This is a genomic window from Aeromonas sp. QDB25, assembly GCF_027707725.1.
Taxonomy (GTDB): Bacteria; Pseudomonadota; Gammaproteobacteria; order Enterobacterales; family Aeromonadaceae; genus Aeromonas; species Aeromonas caviae.
The window spans coordinates 1-15,995 of the sequence record NZ_JAPCIZ010000084.1 but is presented as its reverse complement, the minus strand read 5'-3'; the positions used below and the strand labels follow the sequence as shown (position 1 = coordinate 15,995).

The following is a 15,995-nucleotide window of genomic DNA, read 5'->3' as shown; positions in this document are numbered from 1 at the left end:
GGCCGGCGACACCTTGGTCGTCGAGTTCACCGTCCTCGGTGTGGCCTGGATAGGCCTGAACGGTGGCCCGCTCTTCATGCACAGCGAAGCCTTCTCCTTCCAGATAGCAACCGACGATCAGACAGAGACGGACCTCTACTGGAACGCCATCGTGAGCCATGGCGGACAAGAGAGCGAGTGCGGCTGGTGCAAGGATAAATGGGGCATCAGCTGGCAAATCACCCCAAGGGTGCTGACAGAGGCCCTGGCCAAGGGGGGCGATGCCGCCAAACGAGCGTTCGTGGCCATGATGTCGATGAAGAAGATCGACGTTGACGTCATCGAAGCGGCAGTACGTGGCTGACGCCACTGACGGGCTGGCTCTCGAACGGCCGTCGGCAGCACCGCTGGGCCGGCTCGACGGCCCCGAGAGCTTGCCCCTTCCCAAGGATCCAGACAGTTTTATAGCAGGAGTGTCTCCATGAGAAGAGTCGTCGCATCGGCCTTTGTCTCACTTGACGGCATTATGCAAGCGCCCGGCGGGCGAGAGGAAGACCCCACCGGCGGTTTTACCCTGGGGGGCTGGATGGCAGGTTACGCCAGCGATGACATGGACATCGGGACGGCGGGTTTCGATGGCGGAGGGCGTGAGCTGCTGCTCGGGCGCAGAACCTACGAGATATTCGAAGCCTACTGGCCCTATCAACCCGCCGCTCACCCGATTGCAAAGACGCTCAATGCAGCGAAAAAGCACGTCGCTTCTCGCACCCTTACGTCGCTCCACTGGCACAACTCGAGCTTGCTACAGGGCGATGCCGTGTCGGCAATCGGCGCGTTAAAGGCCCAGGCTGGCCCCGATATGCAGCTGATCGGTAGCGGCAACTTGCTCCAGAGCCTGCAGGCCGCCGCCCTGATCGACGAGTACAACATCTGGATTTTTCCTCTGGTGCTTGGTCGTGGCAAGCGCCTCTTTGGCGAAGCCGCAAGACCAGCGGCGCTGCGCCTCGTCCGCACCCGGGTATCGGCTTCCGGCGTGGTGATGAGTACCTATGTGCCAGATGGCGATATCAAACCCGGTTCGTTCGCGAGTACTGAACCGAGCGAGAGGGAGTTGGCTCGCCGTAAAAAGATGGCGGATGATAGGTGGTGACGGCAGCAGCAGTGCACGCCTTCATTTAGGTGCTCGGCATCATCTGACCCAGGTGGAGCTTTATCAGCAGGCCGATATGCCGTTCATGTCATCAATTGTCTGACGTCGCCAAACCAGATGGTCACTGTATAACTGATGGAGTTAGCTGAGCGCTTTTCACTAGTTCATGGCATATCACCTCTGTGGATTGAGATTCTTACAGAAATCAATCCGCAATATAGCCACTCCTTTTATCCCTCCGTACACCAAAAATCACCATAACTCCCAGCTCATTAACACTAGCCATTTTGACAACAACAGTATCGCGATTGGAAAAGGAATTCCATGTACCGGAGCCTCAAATTCTGGGCGCACTAAAAACAAACTCGCGTTCGCTGAGGAGCACGAATCTGCTGGGGCATGTTTCTTTCACTACCTCAGCTTAGTCATCGCTCTGAATCCTGCAATCTGCATTATCGAGAACGTGGTTCCCTATGGGTCTACCGCCTCGATGGCAGTGATCAGATCGGTACTGAGCAGCCGAGGTTACGTGCTAGAGGAGACTGTCCTTGATGCAAGTGAGTTTGGTTGTCTGGAGAAGCGTCAACGACTCTGTGTCGTTGCCAGGACTCCGGGTGCTGCGGTGAGCGATGTACTCAGCAACTTGGTATCCACCAAGGTCAAGGAAAGCTGCGTTGGCGACATTCTCGAAGACATACCTGATGAGGATCCACGTTGGAGAGAGTTCTCTTACTTGGCCTCTAAGGAGTCTCGTGATTTGGCTGCTGGCAAAGGTTTTAAGAGGCAACTTATTACCTGTGAATCAACAGGTTATGGGACTGTGGGACGCTCTTATCAAAAGTGCAGATCGACAGAGCCTTTTGTAACAAACAGCAATAACCCTGACCTTTCTCGTCTGCTCACTCCGCTTGAGCACGCACGAGGAAAAGGGGTACCCGTCAATATTATTGACGGACTGCCTGACACCACCGCCCACGAGGTTCTGGGCCAAGGTGTCTGCTTCCCCCCGTTCGAAGCCGTTGGCTTCTCCCTCGGGAGCAATATGCTCGCAGCACTGTCTGGTGGTGCCGGTTCGCAACTCAGCGGCCCGACCCACAAAGCAGCCTAAGCAAGCCCCCCACAATGCCCCTCTCACCCGAGAGGGCATTGCTCCAATCCTTCTGGATCTACACCCCCCGATCAAAGAACTGACCGGTCTTGACCATGTCCTTTTTGGACCTAAATGCCTTTTGGCAAAGGAAACATATTATGTGCATCACCAATCTGAGCCAACTGAACGCCGCCTACCTGCTTAACGCCGGTGGTTGCACCTCCATCACTGCTCAACTCGCTGATCTGCTGAAACGTCAGCAACGGCGCTGTACGCTCGATACCGAGAACAGCATTGTTCGGGAAGGAGATGGTTTCGAATATAGAGTTTGTCTTAACACCCTCAAGGTGACCCTGCTCAACGGTGCCATTACCACTGCGGACAACTCCGCTCTGTGCTATCTCCAGCGCGTTCCCATGAAAGGGTACGTGATCAAAGAGATGTGCATGTTCGACAGCGAGCCAAGCTCTGCGAAAGCAGCGCACGGCCAGCTGTTCAGCAACTTACGTGAACTCGTGACCTTGACCGGCATGATGTTCCATTAACTCACTAAGCCACTCGTGTTCAACACACAGTGGCTTTTTTCATTTTTAACGCTGCAGAATCAAAATGTCCGGCTAAGACTGCCACTCCGAGCAACCAAATGACCTTTATTAGTCATTTTTCTTGCTTTATGACCGGCCTAGCAGGGATGATAGATGGGTACTCTGCCCGGTAGCCCGACCACATCATGGTCAGAGTCCTGCCCGGACGGATACTCGATGTTGCCTATGGGGCGTCCCAAGCTACTTTGAGGGACGCTTACCGGAGAGAGAATATGACCCTTATCATCCGTTGGTTGTTGTAGGACTTCGTAGATGAACAAGAAACAATTCGACGGGCTAATAGCGCTGACCAAGATGACCTCAGACGCCATTATCCAGGCCATGTATGAAGTGATGGTGTTAGGCAGCACTCAGAAGGAGGCTGCGGAGAAACATGGCGTCAACCGCGGGCTTCTGTCTAAACGCCTGACGGGACTGCGTGAGATCGAGGCGGCCGTCAAACACCTCGTGTCCCTCTATCACGAGGAGCTTTACCCTGCTCCTGAAGTAAAGAAGCGGACCCCACATGATCCCCGACACTGACACCGGGTGGCCATCACTGTAGTCAATGCCGACCAGTGTAACGGCCACCGATGAACCCCAGCCCAAAAAGGTATGGAGAAAAAATTGAAACCAGTCAGGTTGTATGACTGACTGTGTGACGCATAAAATGGCAGCCTGAGCAGATTTCATACACACATTTCATTACAAATTGATAGTTGAATGTTATTTAAATGATCTTTTTAGGGCAAAAACAGCTATTTTCTTACATTTTCAAGTGATGCCTCCGGTCGGTCGCGGCCAATCCCACCCTGGAGTGGTTGCAGGGATTTCCAGAGCGTCTTACTGATGATTTGTCGTGTCATGCCGCTTATGTGAGGATTGGCATCATTAGAAACAAAATATTTTTTTTAGCTTCTCTATCTTTCGAATCATCTTAGTTTTGTTAGCTGCTCTAAGTGTCAGCCGAGTTATCATCATTTTTCATCCTCATCAGAAGCTTGCTGCGTATGGACTGCTTAAAAAATTTCCTTTGCCAGGATCGGAAACGCCGTGCGTTGAAACTCGCCATCGTCCATGTATCTGGTAACGATCTTGTCGTTCTCAGCCATACGCTGAATCATAAGGTCCTCAATCAATTTACGTACCCCCAGCTGAAACTTGTCTAGTGAGTTAGCCATTGCAGTTTGAATCACTTGGCTATTACTGGTAGCACGGGCCTTGATCTGGTCAAAGAACAACCTGTCCTCTTCGGTGAAGGTGGTACCAAAACGTTCATTAAGCACCTGAATGATTTCCGACAGCGGAGCCTTTTCTTCCTTAGCTTTACCGGTACCTACATCGGTGGGACTATAGACGCCTTCTGGTTCGCCCATTATCAATTCAATCGGTCCGCTGAATACTCGTTGCAGCCGGTAGTACTGCAACTCCACCTCGTTGCCAATCTTGACCACTGTGTTATCACGGTCCAGCGGCAGGTGTGGTAGCAAGAATCGCCCGTAGCTATAGAGCATCTCCAGGTCAGGGTCAGCGTAGGGCAGAATCTGGCTCAGAAACGAATACATCCGTACATAACCACCTAGCTTGTCGCGGAAGGTGGAGCGTACCTCGTCATCCTCTATGGCCTTGAAGCGATCCACAGCAGGCTGCAAATGGCGCTGCATATGTGCATGGTCAGCGGGGTTCTGCCTATCCGGCTGGCGGTAGAAAATACGCGCAAACGCTTCCACCTCGCTCCAGTAGTAAATCTGTAGCTGATCCAGCTCGTGCTTGATACTGGGCAGCATTTCAGGGTTGGCCGATTCCTGCAGACTTGTGGAATCAAAATAGGGTTTAAAGGCGGCGTAGATGTCTTCAGGTTTGTTGATAAAATCCAGCACGAACGGTTCGACCTTACCCGCGATCTTGCGGTTCAGACGGGACAGTGTCTGCACTGCCTGCACACCATCCAGCCGCTTGTCTACATACATCGCGCACAGCAGCGGTTGGTCGAAGCCGGTCTGGTACTTGTTTGCGACCAGCAGTACCTGATAATCGCTGGAACCAAAGTGCTCAGGCAACTGGCTTTCCGGAATGGGCTTGCCGGTGACAACATCCGGGTTCATAGTTGGTTCGGTGTACTCAACGCCGGTATCCGGGTCTTTCACTGTGCCGCTGAATGCCACCAACGAACGGATGTCGGTGTAACCCTGCTCCTGAATGTAGCGCTCGAACGCCAGCTTGTAGCGCACCGCCTGAATGCGGCTGGCCGTCACGACCATGGCTTTGCCGCGCCCGCCAAGCTGGTGTCGCACATGCTCGCGAAAATGTTCAATCATCACCTCGGTTTTCTGCTCGATGTTGTGCGGGTGGAGCTCCTTAAACTTGGCCAGCGCCTTAGCTCCCTTTTTCTTCGGGATAGCGGGGTCATCCTCCACCGTCTTTACGAACTTGAACCAGGTGCTGTAGGTCGTGTAGTTGCGCAGCACATCGAGGATGAAGCCTTCCTCAATCGCTTGGCGCATAGAATAGGTGTGGAAAGCTTCGGGCATGCCACTGCTACCTGGCCTGCCAAACAATTCTAGCGTTTTACCCTTGGGAGTAGCAGTAAAGGCAAAGAAGCTCAGGTTTTTCTGCTGGCCACGTGAAGCCATGATCTGGTTTAGGTGATCTTCCCAGTCGGATTCGTCCTCGCCAGCGGTACCATCGTTTGCTGCGGCGCCCAGAATACTCTTCAGCTCGCGCGCGGTTTCACCTGTCTGGCTGGAATGCGCTTCGTCCACGATCACCGCGTATCGCCGCGCCGCAATGGCTGCTTGCCATGCTTTGGCCTGCGCTTTTTCCTCGTCATTGGCCTTGTCTTGATTTTCGGCTCCGGCCGCGTGCAGTAGGCCGCGCAACACAAACGGGAATTTCTGTAATGTGGTAATGACGATCTTGGTGCCGTCGATTAACGCATTGGCCAGTTGCTTAGCATCCTGGTCGATCGCTTTGACCACGCCTTGTGCGTGCTCGATCTGGTAGATGGCGTCCTGCAACTGCTGGTCCAGCACCTTGCGGTCGGTGATGACGATCACGCAGTCAAACACCTTCTGATCCTGCCCGTTGTGCAGGCTAGCCAGCCGATGCGACAACCAAGAAATGCTGTTGGTCTTGCCACTACCCGCCGAGTGCTGGATCAGGTAATTGTGACCGGCGCTTTCGACGCGGGCGGCGGCTACCAGAGCGCGTACTGCATCCAGTTGGTGGTAGCGTGGGAAGACCATTTTTTCAGTGGTGACCAGCTTTTTTCCGCCCCGGCCGTCGTCCACCTTTTGCTCGTCCTTCTCGATGAACAGGAAGTGGCCGAGGATGTCGAGAAAGCTGTCGCGTTGCAGGGTTTCTTGCCAGAAATAGCCTGTGCGGTAGCCGCTGGCGTGCTGTGGGTTGCCTGCGCCACACTGAATCTGCCCCGGATGACTGCCCCGGTTGAAGGGCAGGAAGAAGGTTTTCTCCTTGGCAAGCCGCGTGGTCATCCACACTTCATCCGGGTCAGCGGCAAAGTGCACCAACGCACGTTTCTTGAAATCGAACAGCGGCGCACGCGGATCACGGTCGTCCTGGTACTGCTTGATGCCATGCCGCCAGGTCTGGTGCGTGCCGGGGTTTTTCAGTTCGATGGTGGCCACCGGCAAGCCGTTCACGGCCAGCACCATGTCGATGGTGGAGTGGTCGCCGGGGTGGCAAGGTACCTGCCGCGTTACGGTGAGCTGGTTCTGCGCATACAGTTCTAGCACATCGGGCGAAAGCGTATGGGCTGGCCTGAAATAGGCCAGCCGGAACAACTTGCCGTAAAACTTGAAGCCGTGGCGCAGCACGTACAAGCTGCCTTTGATATTCAGCTCCTTGCCCAGCGCATCCAGCAACATGGGTTGCAAATTGCAGCCGTGCTGTGTGGTCATTTCGTCCCACAGCTTGGGTTGGGTGGCTTCGATGAAAGCGAAAACCCGAGCCGGGAACAACGCCCGCGCCTTGTCCCATTCGGCATTGGTGCCGGGCAACCAGCCTCCCTGCTTGAGCAGCAGGTCTTCAACGTGGAATTCAAAAGCTCGTTCGGTGGTTTGGCCGGGCATCGGGGTCTTCCTCAGATCGTTCCATTGATCTCGTAGGCGCGGTACTTCAGCCACTTGGCAATGCCATCGAGGTCGGGAAAAAGTTGTTTGTCGAATACGCCGTACTGGTCCAGTCGACGGCGAATGTCTTCATGTGCCGCCTGCTTGATGACGATCTCCAGATAGTCCTTTTCGTCCAGCGGCTGCATCGGTTGCCAGCAGGCCAGCAGCACACCGTCTTGTGCACGAATACGCGGTGATACGTGCGGCGGGTCGTAGATGATGTTTTCGCTGATCTTGAACGGCGTCGGCAATTCCTGCGGGCCGACATCGGCGTTCAACTCCATGCTATCGGTTAGCGTTGTGGTATCGGCGGTGGCAGCGACCAGAGTGGCGTCGTCTGTGCTGAAGTCGTCGTAGACGTCGTCTTCCAGCTCGGTGGCGGATTCAGTGGCGGCATCACCCACTGGCTTAACAAGAGCCGCCTGTCCGCGTTTCAAATCAGCGTAACGCTTTGGGTTGGAAATCAGCACATAGACCGCGCTGTCTGCATCGCGGCCACTTGTATTGCGAACGGCAAAGTACAGTGCCACCAAGGGATTGGTCGTCCAGTCCATAAAGCGTGTGGGTAGGCCGTGGTGTTGGGCAATAGCCAGTTCTTCCCACGCAGTCTGTGGCCGGTGCTGCACATAGGTCAGCAGATGATTGCTGAAAGTATCCAGCACCTCGCATTCCTTCTGCTCCCGCTCCGGTAAGCTCAGGCTGCCCAGATGCTCATAGCGCGCCACCGAGGGTGTCAGTGGATAGCCATCTATTGCACGTTTGCTCTGCCCGCGAAAATAAAGACGGCGTTTACCTTCGCCGTTCTGCCCCAGTTCGCTGTGGATGGTGTTGAGATAATTATCAAAGCTCTCGATCTCAAACGGCGTGCTCATGCCAGCCCCTGCACGTCGATCTTGCCGGTGACGGCGGAGGTGATGAGGGCCTGGCGATATTCGGTGAGCCGATAGATTGCTTCGTCAATGCGATTCATTAATTGGTCAATTGCGATGGTCTCATGATCGAGATAGGTGGCAATTGCCGATTGCTCTGCAAGAGGAGGGACAGTAAAAACAAGATTCTTAGTTTCATCTTGATTGATGATTGGCATAGTAGTGAATTTTCCGCATTTCACTATGAAGTCACGCAAAATCTTCAAGTAATAGGTTGCGAAGATAGGGTTAAGCGCGGAGCCACAGCCAATCGCATTAATTTGCTGATTGCATGAGCACTCACTCAAAGCCAGACCTACCTTGCCAATAGTCGCACCTATCCCGACGAGCATCACGGTCTTTTCTGGAAAAACACGGACCTCAGCTTTGCCTTCAGCTGACAACGCCCTGTTTGCGTGCCCCAGGTAAATGTCTTCAGAAAAGTCGCTCGGGGTGTACCAATTGAAACCCTCGACCTCGAAGTGATATTCTTCTGCTCCACTCGGTGTATTTCCAGTTTTCACGAACTTGATCAATCGTCGTAGTGGCATGATCTTCCAGCCGGAAGGCATCTCGCCCAACCAATCCCCCCCCGAATCCATCATCTCCGGATGAGGCTCCAACCCCGCAGCCTTGGCAGCTTCAGGTGGCAGGCCACGGGTGACGGTGCGGGCAATGAGTGCCTGCCGCTTTTCCTTGAGCTTTTCGATGAGCTGGCTCTTCTGCGCAACCAGCGCGTCAATCTGCGCAGTCTTGGCATCGAGGAAGCGGGCGATGGTTTGCTGTTCATCGACCGGGGGCACCGGGCAAGGAATTGAACCCAGCATTTCAAGGTTCAAGCCGTCACGCGCTTCGCCACCGGCCAGATTGCGGATGTTCTGGTAGTTGGCAGTGAGCCAGTAATAGAGGTAACGAGGCGTGAACCGTTGGTCAGGAATCAACGCGGCCATCGACTGGTTGCAGGTCGTCGGGATGCCGAGCTGGGCCACCATCCCCTTGGTCTTGCCTTGCCCGGCCAACGCCATGACCAAAGCGTCTTTTGGAATCCATTTGGCGCTACTACTGGCGAAGCCTTCTCGCGTAATCAGCTCAGAGGGTTTGGTGATATAGCCTTCATTCACCGCCCCGGAATTGATCCACGGAATGTCGCCATTCTCCCAATAAGCTTCGTTGCCTTTGTCGGGCGTGCCACCGGCATAGCGCTTCGACATCCAGCGAAGGGATGCAGAGTTCCAGTGCGACGGTAATTGATCCAGCCAAGCCATCGGGCTGGGTTTGTATTTGTTGTACGTGGCGTATTTCATGCCACTACCTCCCTGAACAACCAACCACGCGTTTCCGCTTGCGCGCGCAGCAGTTTGGCTCTCTTTTCAATCGCTTTCTTATCGAACGAAGTGAAATCAACGGAACAATGCTCCGGGTGGGGCTCGCCGTCCTCGATCACAGGGAGTTCCTGTGCAGTGCATTCTGACTGCGATACGGCCTGCACGCCGACAGATTTGCAGGCCGTGTTGGCGGTGAAGCGCTGCCAGGAGGCTTCGGCGCTGACACGGTCGCCATCGTCTACTGACAGCAAAAACTCATCTTTAGGTGTAGGACGGAAGGCCTGCGAGGTGACGCGGCCATCCTGAATAAAACTGGGGTGAATCTGGCGCAGCAGCAGGGTGTCTGGTGTCATGCATTGCCCTCCTGCAGCTTACTAAGGACATCATTTAATGCAGCCCAGCCAGTGGTATCTTCAGGCCCGAGCAACAGCCCCATCTCACGGCTTTCACCGCTGGCAAGGTGTACGGCCTGATACTCGGCCGCCAAGCTCGGCAGGTTGATTTCCAGCGACACCTCCCAACTACCCATCGTCCATTCGGCTTGCACGCCACCTTCTGGCGTCGGATACAGATACGGTAAGGGCAGAGCGGGATCAAAATATTCATCAAATGCCTTCGCCAAGCCATTGAGCGTGGTCTGCTCCAACCCCTGCCCTTTGCCATCCAGCCAGCCATCTTCCAACTGTGCTAATTCTTCGAGGCGAGTTTCGATATCTAGCGGATCTAGCGGCGTGACGTGTTCGACCGATTCAAAACATTTGGGGCGGTCGGCACGGTCACGTTGGATCACGCCTTTGATAGACACCAGCATCCCAGAGCGATAGCTGTAGTGGGCATCAAGGACTGTCTTACGATGCGCTTCAAGTAAGGGCGCTTTGAGCTTGAGGCCGTCGCGTAGCTCCAGTTCAAAGCCGTGATCGGCCTGATCAACTTCCGGAATTCGGCCTTTTAGTGTGACTTCTTCAGTCCAGCTTTCCGCCTGCGAGGCCCGCAGCAAGCGTTCCCGCGTGACTGATGTCAATGCCGTGGTCTGGCCGTTGCTGCGGACAAACTCCATAGCTTCACCTTCGTGCAGACCACGACCGAAGCGGTCAAAATAACGCAGCAGTTCGGGTGGCAAAGTTGGCTGCCGCCCTTGTTCGGCGGCGGCAATAGCTTCAACGATCTCATCTTTGGCTTGATCAAAGTACTCAGCATCGGCCGACGGAAACAAAGTGGCAAAGGTCAGGGCAATCACCGGAATGGTGCTGCCCTCTTCCACTGCTGTCAGGTGCAACTCCAGCCCTTTGGTGAACCCCTTTGGCGTGCGCTGGCGGTCAGGGTGTGTAGCAAGGTATTGGCGCTTGGCGACTTCCAACAGCATCTCCTCCAGCGCGGAGAAATCCTTTAGGATGTCTAGCGGCAGGGTATGCTCATCGAAACGCCTGCCCACGAGACGCGGGCGTAGGAATTCCTGGTTCATGACGTAACTTCTCCGAGTAAGCGTACGATGTCAGTCTCCAGAGCCTTTATTTCGCTCTCAATCACCGAAAGCTCGCGCGGTGGCTCATAGCGGTAGAAGTGACGGTTGAGCGGGATTTCGTAGCCAATTTTGGTCTTGCTATAGTCGACCCATGCATCCGGCACATGGGGCAGCACCTCACGCTCAAAGTAGGCCTGAATACTTTCTTTCATTGGTACGTTTTCGGTATCGCGCAATTCGGTATCTGGCTCGGCCTCTCCATCGCGGTTACGGCAGATTTCAGCGGTTTCATCGCGTTCGGAGAGCGCACTGACCACTGCCTTGAGTTCAGGGGCGGAAAGGCGCACGTTTAGTTCGCGGTCCACAGGTTTGAGTCGGTCCAGAAACACCTTGCGGTCGTTGATTTGCTCCGGGCAGCGATTGGCAAACTCGACCAATAGATCACGAATCTGCTGCTGGCGTTTTTCGCCCGCGGCAATATCGACCAAGCGTGCGGCTTCGTCCTTCTTGGCACTGGTGACGAGGTTTTTGAAGGCTGTTTCATCTTCTAAACGGGCCAGCCGCTTGGGGGTGGCGTGGAAGTTCAAACGCAATGGGCGCTCGACGGTGATCTTGTTGTAGCCAAAGTCTTCGTTATCGAACACCTTACTGACCACGAGTTGTTTCCACTGCTGGCCATCCGGTATTTCGCTCGTCGGAGCCGTTTCGGCGACGGTGATAACCTTGCCACCCTTGTCAAACAGCACCCAGCGGTAGGCTCCCTCCTGAAACTGGCCGTGCAAACCAGTGATGTCGCCAATGTAGTCGGGGTCTTTGGGCTTGTCGGAAGGGTCGCCAATGCGGCAGCGCTTGTTGCCCAAGCTTTTCTCCATTGGTACCCAATGGTTGCGGGCATCGATGAGCTGCACCTTTCCCTTCCGGTGAGGCTCTTTATTGTTGGTCAGCACCCAGATATAGGTGCTGATGCCGGTGTTATAGAATAATTGGTCAGGCATCGCGACAATGACTTCGAGCCAGTCGTTTTCGATGATCCAGCGGCGGATTTCGGACTCGCCACCCCCGGCATCGCCGGTGAACAAGGGCGAACCATTGAACACAATGCCGATGCGACTGCCGCCCGCTGAAGCTGGGCGCATCTTGTCTATCATGTGTTGCAGGAACAGCAGCGCACCGTCGTTGATGCGCGGAGTGCCTGCTCCAAAACGGCCTTGGTACCCCAGGTTGTCGCGCTCATGTTGGATGTACCGTTGTTGCTGCTTCCATTCCACACCGAAAGGCGGGTTGGCCAGCATGTAATCGAAGCTGCGTTTCTGACCCTGCTCGTCACGCGCATGAGCATCTTTCGTGAAGGAATCCCCCAGTGCAATATTGTCGGCATCCTCGCCCTTAATGAGCATATCGGAGCGACAAACGGCCCAAGCTTCGTCGTTCCAGTCCTGGCCATAGAGCAATGGGTTGGCGTCGTTGTTGAGGTCGCGGATGTATTTCTCGGCTACCGAAAGCATGCCTCCCGTACCGCAGGCTGGGTCGTATATGGTTTTGACCACGTGACTGCGTCGCAAGTCCTGTTCGGGAGTCAGCAGCAGATTGACCATCAGTTTGATAACTTCACGTGGGGTAAAGTGTTCTCCGGCCTCCTCGTTGGACTGTTCCGCACCAATCCGGATCAGTTCTTCGAACACATATCCCATCTGCATCGCCGCTTGGTCGGCAGACAAGTTGGAAAAACTCAGATCGAAAGTGGCGAATTTCTGGATGACTTGGAACAGCAGGTTCTTCTCGGCCATTTTGGTGATCTGCTCACCAAACTTGAAATGATCAAAAATGGCACGGATGTTGGGGGAATACCCATTGATGTAGCTGTTGAGATTGGGAGCGAGGTTACTGGGGTCGTCCAGCAGAGAGTTGCGCCCTTTTTGTGACGGCGCAAATTCCAGCTTGGACAGATTGTAAAATGGATAACCCGTGGCCGACCGCATCACGCTTCGGATGATACTTTCTGGCTTGCCTTTGTACTGGTTGAATGTTTCCAGTGCGGAGGCCTTGGAAGGGGCCAGCAGACAATCGAAACGGCGCAACACTGTGAGTGGCAAGATGACCTTGCGGTATTCGTTGCGCTTATACGGCCCGCGTAGCAGATTGCAGATGCTCCAAATATCATTGGCAAGCTGGCGGTGGGTTTCTGTATTCATTTGATCGTTCCGTATTCTGTTCTGGCCGCAGCCATGCTCTGTGATTATGCGGGTTACGCACACTCAATAACCGGGTAGATGGTTTTCTTACTCGCTACAGGTCACATCAATTGGCGGTGACAAAGAGTTCCGTGCTCCATGGAGTTGTTGTTTAAGTCTGTTTTTCTTAACGTCGACCTAATACGTCGCAAGTCTACCAGACAACAAGGCGAATACGCAGACAAAGCTCATATAAATCAATTAGATTTCACACCTTGAATCAATCGTATTAGCCAACTCTGCTGGAGCACTATTGCTTGGCCGAACTCATCCTCATCGCCCTGCGTAGCAAAGAGATTAGGTACTTATTCGCATCTGCCATAGGCACTTAACATCTGACTTAGCCTTCTCGGCAGCCCAACTTTACGCCTATCAGCGGCTTTCCGATGCCTAACGGCCTCTGCAAGGTGGGCATGGTGACCCAGCACAATGATTTCGCTCTGCGCTCTGGTGAGCGCTGTATAAACAAGGCTGCGCTCGATGAGCGGTGAGCGTGATCCCGCCTTCGTCGGCAGGCAGATCACTACGCGCCGCCATTGCGAGCCCTGTGCTTTGTGCACCGTCAGCGCATATCCCAATTCCAGGCTATCCAGCAAGTTTTCGTGGAGAGGACGTCTCTCGCCATCGTCCCACAGAATCCAACCCAGTATCGGCGACTCAACGGCGTCCTCGCCCTGGAGCGTTAGCGTGTCTTGAATCTCTATCAACTGGCCTATTGAGCCGTTTTGAATCCCAATATTCCAATGGTTCTGGGTACAGATCAGCAAGTCGCTCTCATAGATCCCGGTGTGCTCCCACATGTCCTGTTCAACATTCCATAGACGCAGTGGCTTGCGTCCCAGCGACAGGGCTCCCTGTATCATCTGGTTAATCATGCCAGCCACTTTTCGCGTGGCGCAGAGAACCACAGTGTCCTCTGGTTGTTCAAGATACAACCTTGCCCCAAGGCGCCCCATATCTGCCTCATCCGCCTCGATGAAGCGAACCTGCTGAGCGAATTGCTCAGGCGCAGGGAACGCTCCATCCTTCACGCTGTTGGCGATGGTGGCAATACCATTGCCGAAGCGCTTGGTGATCTTCAGTTCGACATGAGGGATCTCCGGTATGTCAGCCAGACAATGCAGGATTAAGCCGGGACCCACCGGAGGAAGTTGGTGCGGGTCGCCAATCAGGATTATCTTCGTGTCCACTTTTGCAAAGCGGATGGCGCCACTGAAACTGATGAGATCGACCATTGATGCCTCATCGAGCACCAACGCCATGCGACCGATTGCATTAGCCTCATTGCGGCCTTCGTCTTCCTTCATTTTCATGATGAAGCTGGCGAGCGTGATAGCCGGACGGCCGGTTGCCTCCATCATCCGTTTCACTGCCTTGCCAGCCAGTGCGAGTTGAGTAACGTCGTAACCCTGAGCCTCAAGCACCCCATAGATGCACTTGAGAGCAGTTGTTTTGCCGCATCCTGCTCCGCCCGTCACCACAGCAAAGTTGTTCTTGGCAATCAAATGCACGGCCTCACGCTGCTCCTGGTTCAGCCGGAAGCCATTGCCCTCACGTTTTTCGTAAGCGTGAATAACGCCGTCAACGTCGCACGGGGGACTCTTGCGGCCGATCCGTTCCCTGATGCAATCAACGACCTTATTCTCAAGGATGGATGCACCAAGGCTGTAGGCATTGCCAGCGCGGTCGTAGAGCAACCGTCCTGTTGCCTCGCTTTGCGCGATCGCCTTCTCGATCAGGTCCCGGCTATGCTGCTCGCCCGTCAGGATTGAGCCAAGGCCGGCAACCAGATTCGCGCGCGGAACATAGGTATCACCCAAGCTGAACCGGCGATAGACGGTCTCCTCAATGGCTGCGGCGAGGCGACGTGCGTCATCTCGTTCAACACCAAACTGCTCTATGGCGAGTTTGTCGACCTCCAACCACCCCGCAGCAAAGCTCAACAGGCGGTAGGGGTTCTCGGAAATCTTCTCGCTGGCTTCGCTGCCGAAGTAGCCAAGGATGCGTCGGCCAATCGTGATCCCAATACCGTGGCGCTGAAGCCATTGCAGGCTGTTGCTCAGCCCTTCCTCCTGCCATCCTTGAACAAGCCTTGTCGCCTTCTGTGGGCCAATAACATCCGCCAATGCTGTCGTGTCGCCCTTGTCCAAAACGCCGAACAGGGCGTCACCAAAGGTCTCCCAAAGTCGTTTGGCAGTCATCTTGCCGACCCCTTCGAACCGGGGATTGCGGGCTAGGTATTCAACGATATGGCCCGCCGAGGGCTTGCATAAGGCCGCATCGCCCGGCTCAACCTCCATCTGCTCCTCGGTGATTTCAACGCCTCCGCTGTTGATGAAGGTACGAGTCTCGATCCGCCCAACCACGCTCCACCACTGGCCAGGCAAGACCGTCACCCCAATCCAATGCCTTTGTATTCTGACGATCAGGGCATGGGGTGTATCTAGGATCTCTCCATCGCTCGTTATCCTCTGACCACGGAAGATCACCCCGTTCTTATTCTGGACTCGGACCTGCATTACCCGCACAAACGCCATCTGACGGGCAATAGGTTGTCTCACCACGGAAGCCTCCCGGTGGTATGCAGGATCTCATCAATTCCCTTCAGCTTGTCGAGTTGCTTGCGCAACTCGCGGTTCTCCGCCTTGACGGCTTCGTTCTCTTCTTGGATCTGCTTGATGCGGGCATCGCTTGTCGCGCGTTGCTGAAGCTGTCTTGGCATGCTCTCTACCGGCTTGGCGACACGAGACTTGAGTACGCCTTCGTCTTCAAGCCGTTTGTTCAATGCAGGCCAATGGCGGTCTCGGATCTCGGGATTTGTGTAGAACACGTCACGGTTGAGGCCGCATTCGCGGGCGATCCGCGAGATGCTGAGCACGCCCTGGTGAATATACGGCTTGAAGTCATCGACATGGGTAACCCAGTCAATGAAGAGCTGCTCGTTCAGCTGGCCATCCTTGATGCCATTGGACCCTTTCGTTGCACTCATTCCCAAACTCCGTCGATTCGTTTGGTGGTTGTGTGATGTCCCTGTGCAATCCTTTACAGAAGGCAATGCTGTTCACTTAGGCGGAGCCGCATTGCGATTTACCGGAAAACGGGTCTTTGATATCTTCACCGCCCTGGGTCTCGA

13 protein-coding genes are annotated in these 15,995 nt (G+C 54.7%); 5 read left to right on the top strand and 8 right to left on the bottom strand.

Going from position 1 to position 15,995, the window contains the following annotated elements; genetic code table 11:
* The 5 genes from PG883_RS19890 to PG883_RS19870 all read left to right on the top strand — a co-directional run.
* The coding region (locus PG883_RS19890) for a VOC family protein (protein WP_270807808.1) at positions 1 to 343 on the top strand (343 nt) is incomplete at its 5' end.
* Between the two features lie 117 nt (positions 344 to 460).
* Positions 461 to 1,129, top strand: coding sequence for a dihydrofolate reductase family protein (locus PG883_RS19885; RefSeq protein WP_270807806.1), 669 nt, complete (start codon positions 461 to 463; stop codon positions 1,127 to 1,129).
* A 166-nt stretch (positions 1,130 to 1,295) separates the two neighbouring features.
* Positions 1,296 to 2,237 carry a DNA cytosine methyltransferase gene (locus PG883_RS19880; RefSeq protein WP_270807804.1) on the top strand — a complete coding sequence of 314 codons (942 nt, stop codon included), beginning with the start codon at positions 1,296 to 1,298 and terminating at the stop codon, positions 2,235 to 2,237.
* A gap of 140 nt (positions 2,238 to 2,377) precedes the next feature.
* Complete coding sequence (locus tag PG883_RS19875; RefSeq protein WP_270807802.1) at positions 2,378 to 2,764, top strand: hypothetical protein; 387 nt, start codon at positions 2,378 to 2,380, stop codon at positions 2,762 to 2,764.
* 312 nt (positions 2,765 to 3,076) lie between these two features.
* Entirely contained in the window at positions 3,077 to 3,346 is a 270-nt protein-coding gene (locus PG883_RS19870; protein WP_114523103.1) for a PapB/FocB family fimbrial expression transcriptional regulator, read from the top strand.
* A 476-nt stretch (positions 3,347 to 3,822) separates the two neighbouring features.
* Here the strand turns inward: PG883_RS19870 and PG883_RS19865 are convergent, their stop codons facing one another.
* The 8 genes from PG883_RS19865 to PG883_RS19830 form a co-directional block, all read right to left on the bottom strand.
* Positions 3,823 to 6,894, bottom strand: coding sequence for a type I restriction endonuclease subunit R (locus PG883_RS19865; RefSeq protein WP_270807800.1), 3,072 nt, complete (start codon positions 6,892 to 6,894; stop codon positions 3,823 to 3,825).
* Positions 6,895 to 6,905: 11 nt separating this feature from the next.
* Entirely contained in the window at positions 6,906 to 7,808 is a 903-nt protein-coding gene (locus PG883_RS19860) for an FRG domain-containing protein (protein WP_270807798.1), read from the bottom strand.
* Positions 7,805 to 9,148, bottom strand: coding sequence for a restriction endonuclease subunit S (locus PG883_RS19855; RefSeq protein WP_270807796.1), 1,344 nt, complete (start codon positions 9,146 to 9,148; stop codon positions 7,805 to 7,807). The genes PG883_RS19860 and PG883_RS19855 overlap by 4 nt, the downstream gene beginning before the upstream one ends.
* A complete protein-coding gene (locus PG883_RS19850; RefSeq protein WP_270807794.1) occupies positions 9,145 to 9,522 on the bottom strand; it encodes a hypothetical protein in 378 nt (125 codons plus the stop codon). Before PG883_RS19850 ends, PG883_RS19855 begins: the two co-directional genes overlap by 4 nt.
* On the bottom strand, positions 9,519 to 10,631 hold the full coding sequence (locus PG883_RS19845) for a hypothetical protein (protein ID WP_270807792.1): 1,113 nt from the start codon (positions 10,629 to 10,631) through the stop codon (positions 9,519 to 9,521). Before PG883_RS19845 ends, PG883_RS19850 begins: the two co-directional genes overlap by 4 nt.
* Positions 10,628 to 12,823, bottom strand: coding sequence for a type I restriction-modification system subunit M (locus tag PG883_RS19840; protein ID WP_270807791.1), 2,196 nt, complete (start codon positions 12,821 to 12,823; stop codon positions 10,628 to 10,630). Before PG883_RS19840 ends, PG883_RS19845 begins: the two co-directional genes overlap by 4 nt.
* A gap of 344 nt (positions 12,824 to 13,167) precedes the next feature.
* Positions 13,168 to 15,426: an AAA family ATPase gene (locus PG883_RS19835; RefSeq protein WP_270807790.1), complete on the bottom strand. Its 2,259-nt coding sequence runs from the start codon at positions 15,424 to 15,426 to the stop codon at positions 13,168 to 13,170.
* Positions 15,420 to 15,851 carry a DUF6262 family protein gene (locus PG883_RS19830; protein WP_270807788.1) on the bottom strand — a complete coding sequence of 144 codons (432 nt, stop codon included), beginning with the start codon at positions 15,849 to 15,851 and terminating at the stop codon, positions 15,420 to 15,422. Before PG883_RS19830 ends, PG883_RS19835 begins: the two co-directional genes overlap by 7 nt.
* Positions 15,852 to 15,995: the final 144 nt, after the last annotated feature.

What these genes read in the sequence shown, in the direction of transcription:
- PG883_RS19885 (WP_270807806.1), top strand. Translation starts at nt 461, where the DNA reads ATGAGAAGAGTCGTCGCATCGGCCTTTGTCTCACTTGACGGCATTATG.
- PG883_RS19880 (WP_270807804.1), top strand. Translation starts at nt 1,296, where the DNA reads ATGGCATATCACCTCTGTGGATTGAGATTCTTACAGAAATCAATCCGC.
- PG883_RS19875 (WP_270807802.1), top strand. Translation starts at nt 2,378, where the DNA reads ATGTGCATCACCAATCTGAGCCAACTGAACGCCGCCTACCTGCTTAAC.
- PG883_RS19870 (WP_114523103.1), top strand. Translation starts at nt 3,077, where the DNA reads ATGAACAAGAAACAATTCGACGGGCTAATAGCGCTGACCAAGATGACC.
- PG883_RS19865 (WP_270807800.1), bottom strand. Translation starts at nt 6,894, where the DNA reads ATGCCCGGCCAAACCACCGAACGAGCTTTTGAATTCCACGTTGAAGAC.
- PG883_RS19860 (WP_270807798.1), bottom strand. Translation starts at nt 7,808, where the DNA reads ATGAGCACGCCGTTTGAGATCGAGAGCTTTGATAATTATCTCAACACC.
- PG883_RS19855 (WP_270807796.1), bottom strand. Translation starts at nt 9,148, where the DNA reads ATGAAATACGCCACGTACAACAAATACAAACCCAGCCCGATGGCTTGG.
- PG883_RS19850 (WP_270807794.1), bottom strand. Translation starts at nt 9,522, where the DNA reads ATGACACCAGACACCCTGCTGCTGCGCCAGATTCACCCCAGTTTTATT.
- PG883_RS19845 (WP_270807792.1), bottom strand. Translation starts at nt 10,631, where the DNA reads ATGAACCAGGAATTCCTACGCCCGCGTCTCGTGGGCAGGCGTTTCGAT.
- PG883_RS19840 (WP_270807791.1), bottom strand. Translation starts at nt 12,823, where the DNA reads ATGAATACAGAAACCCACCGCCAGCTTGCCAATGATATTTGGAGCATC.
- PG883_RS19830 (WP_270807788.1), bottom strand. Translation starts at nt 15,851, where the DNA reads ATGAGTGCAACGAAAGGGTCCAATGGCATCAAGGATGGCCAGCTGAAC.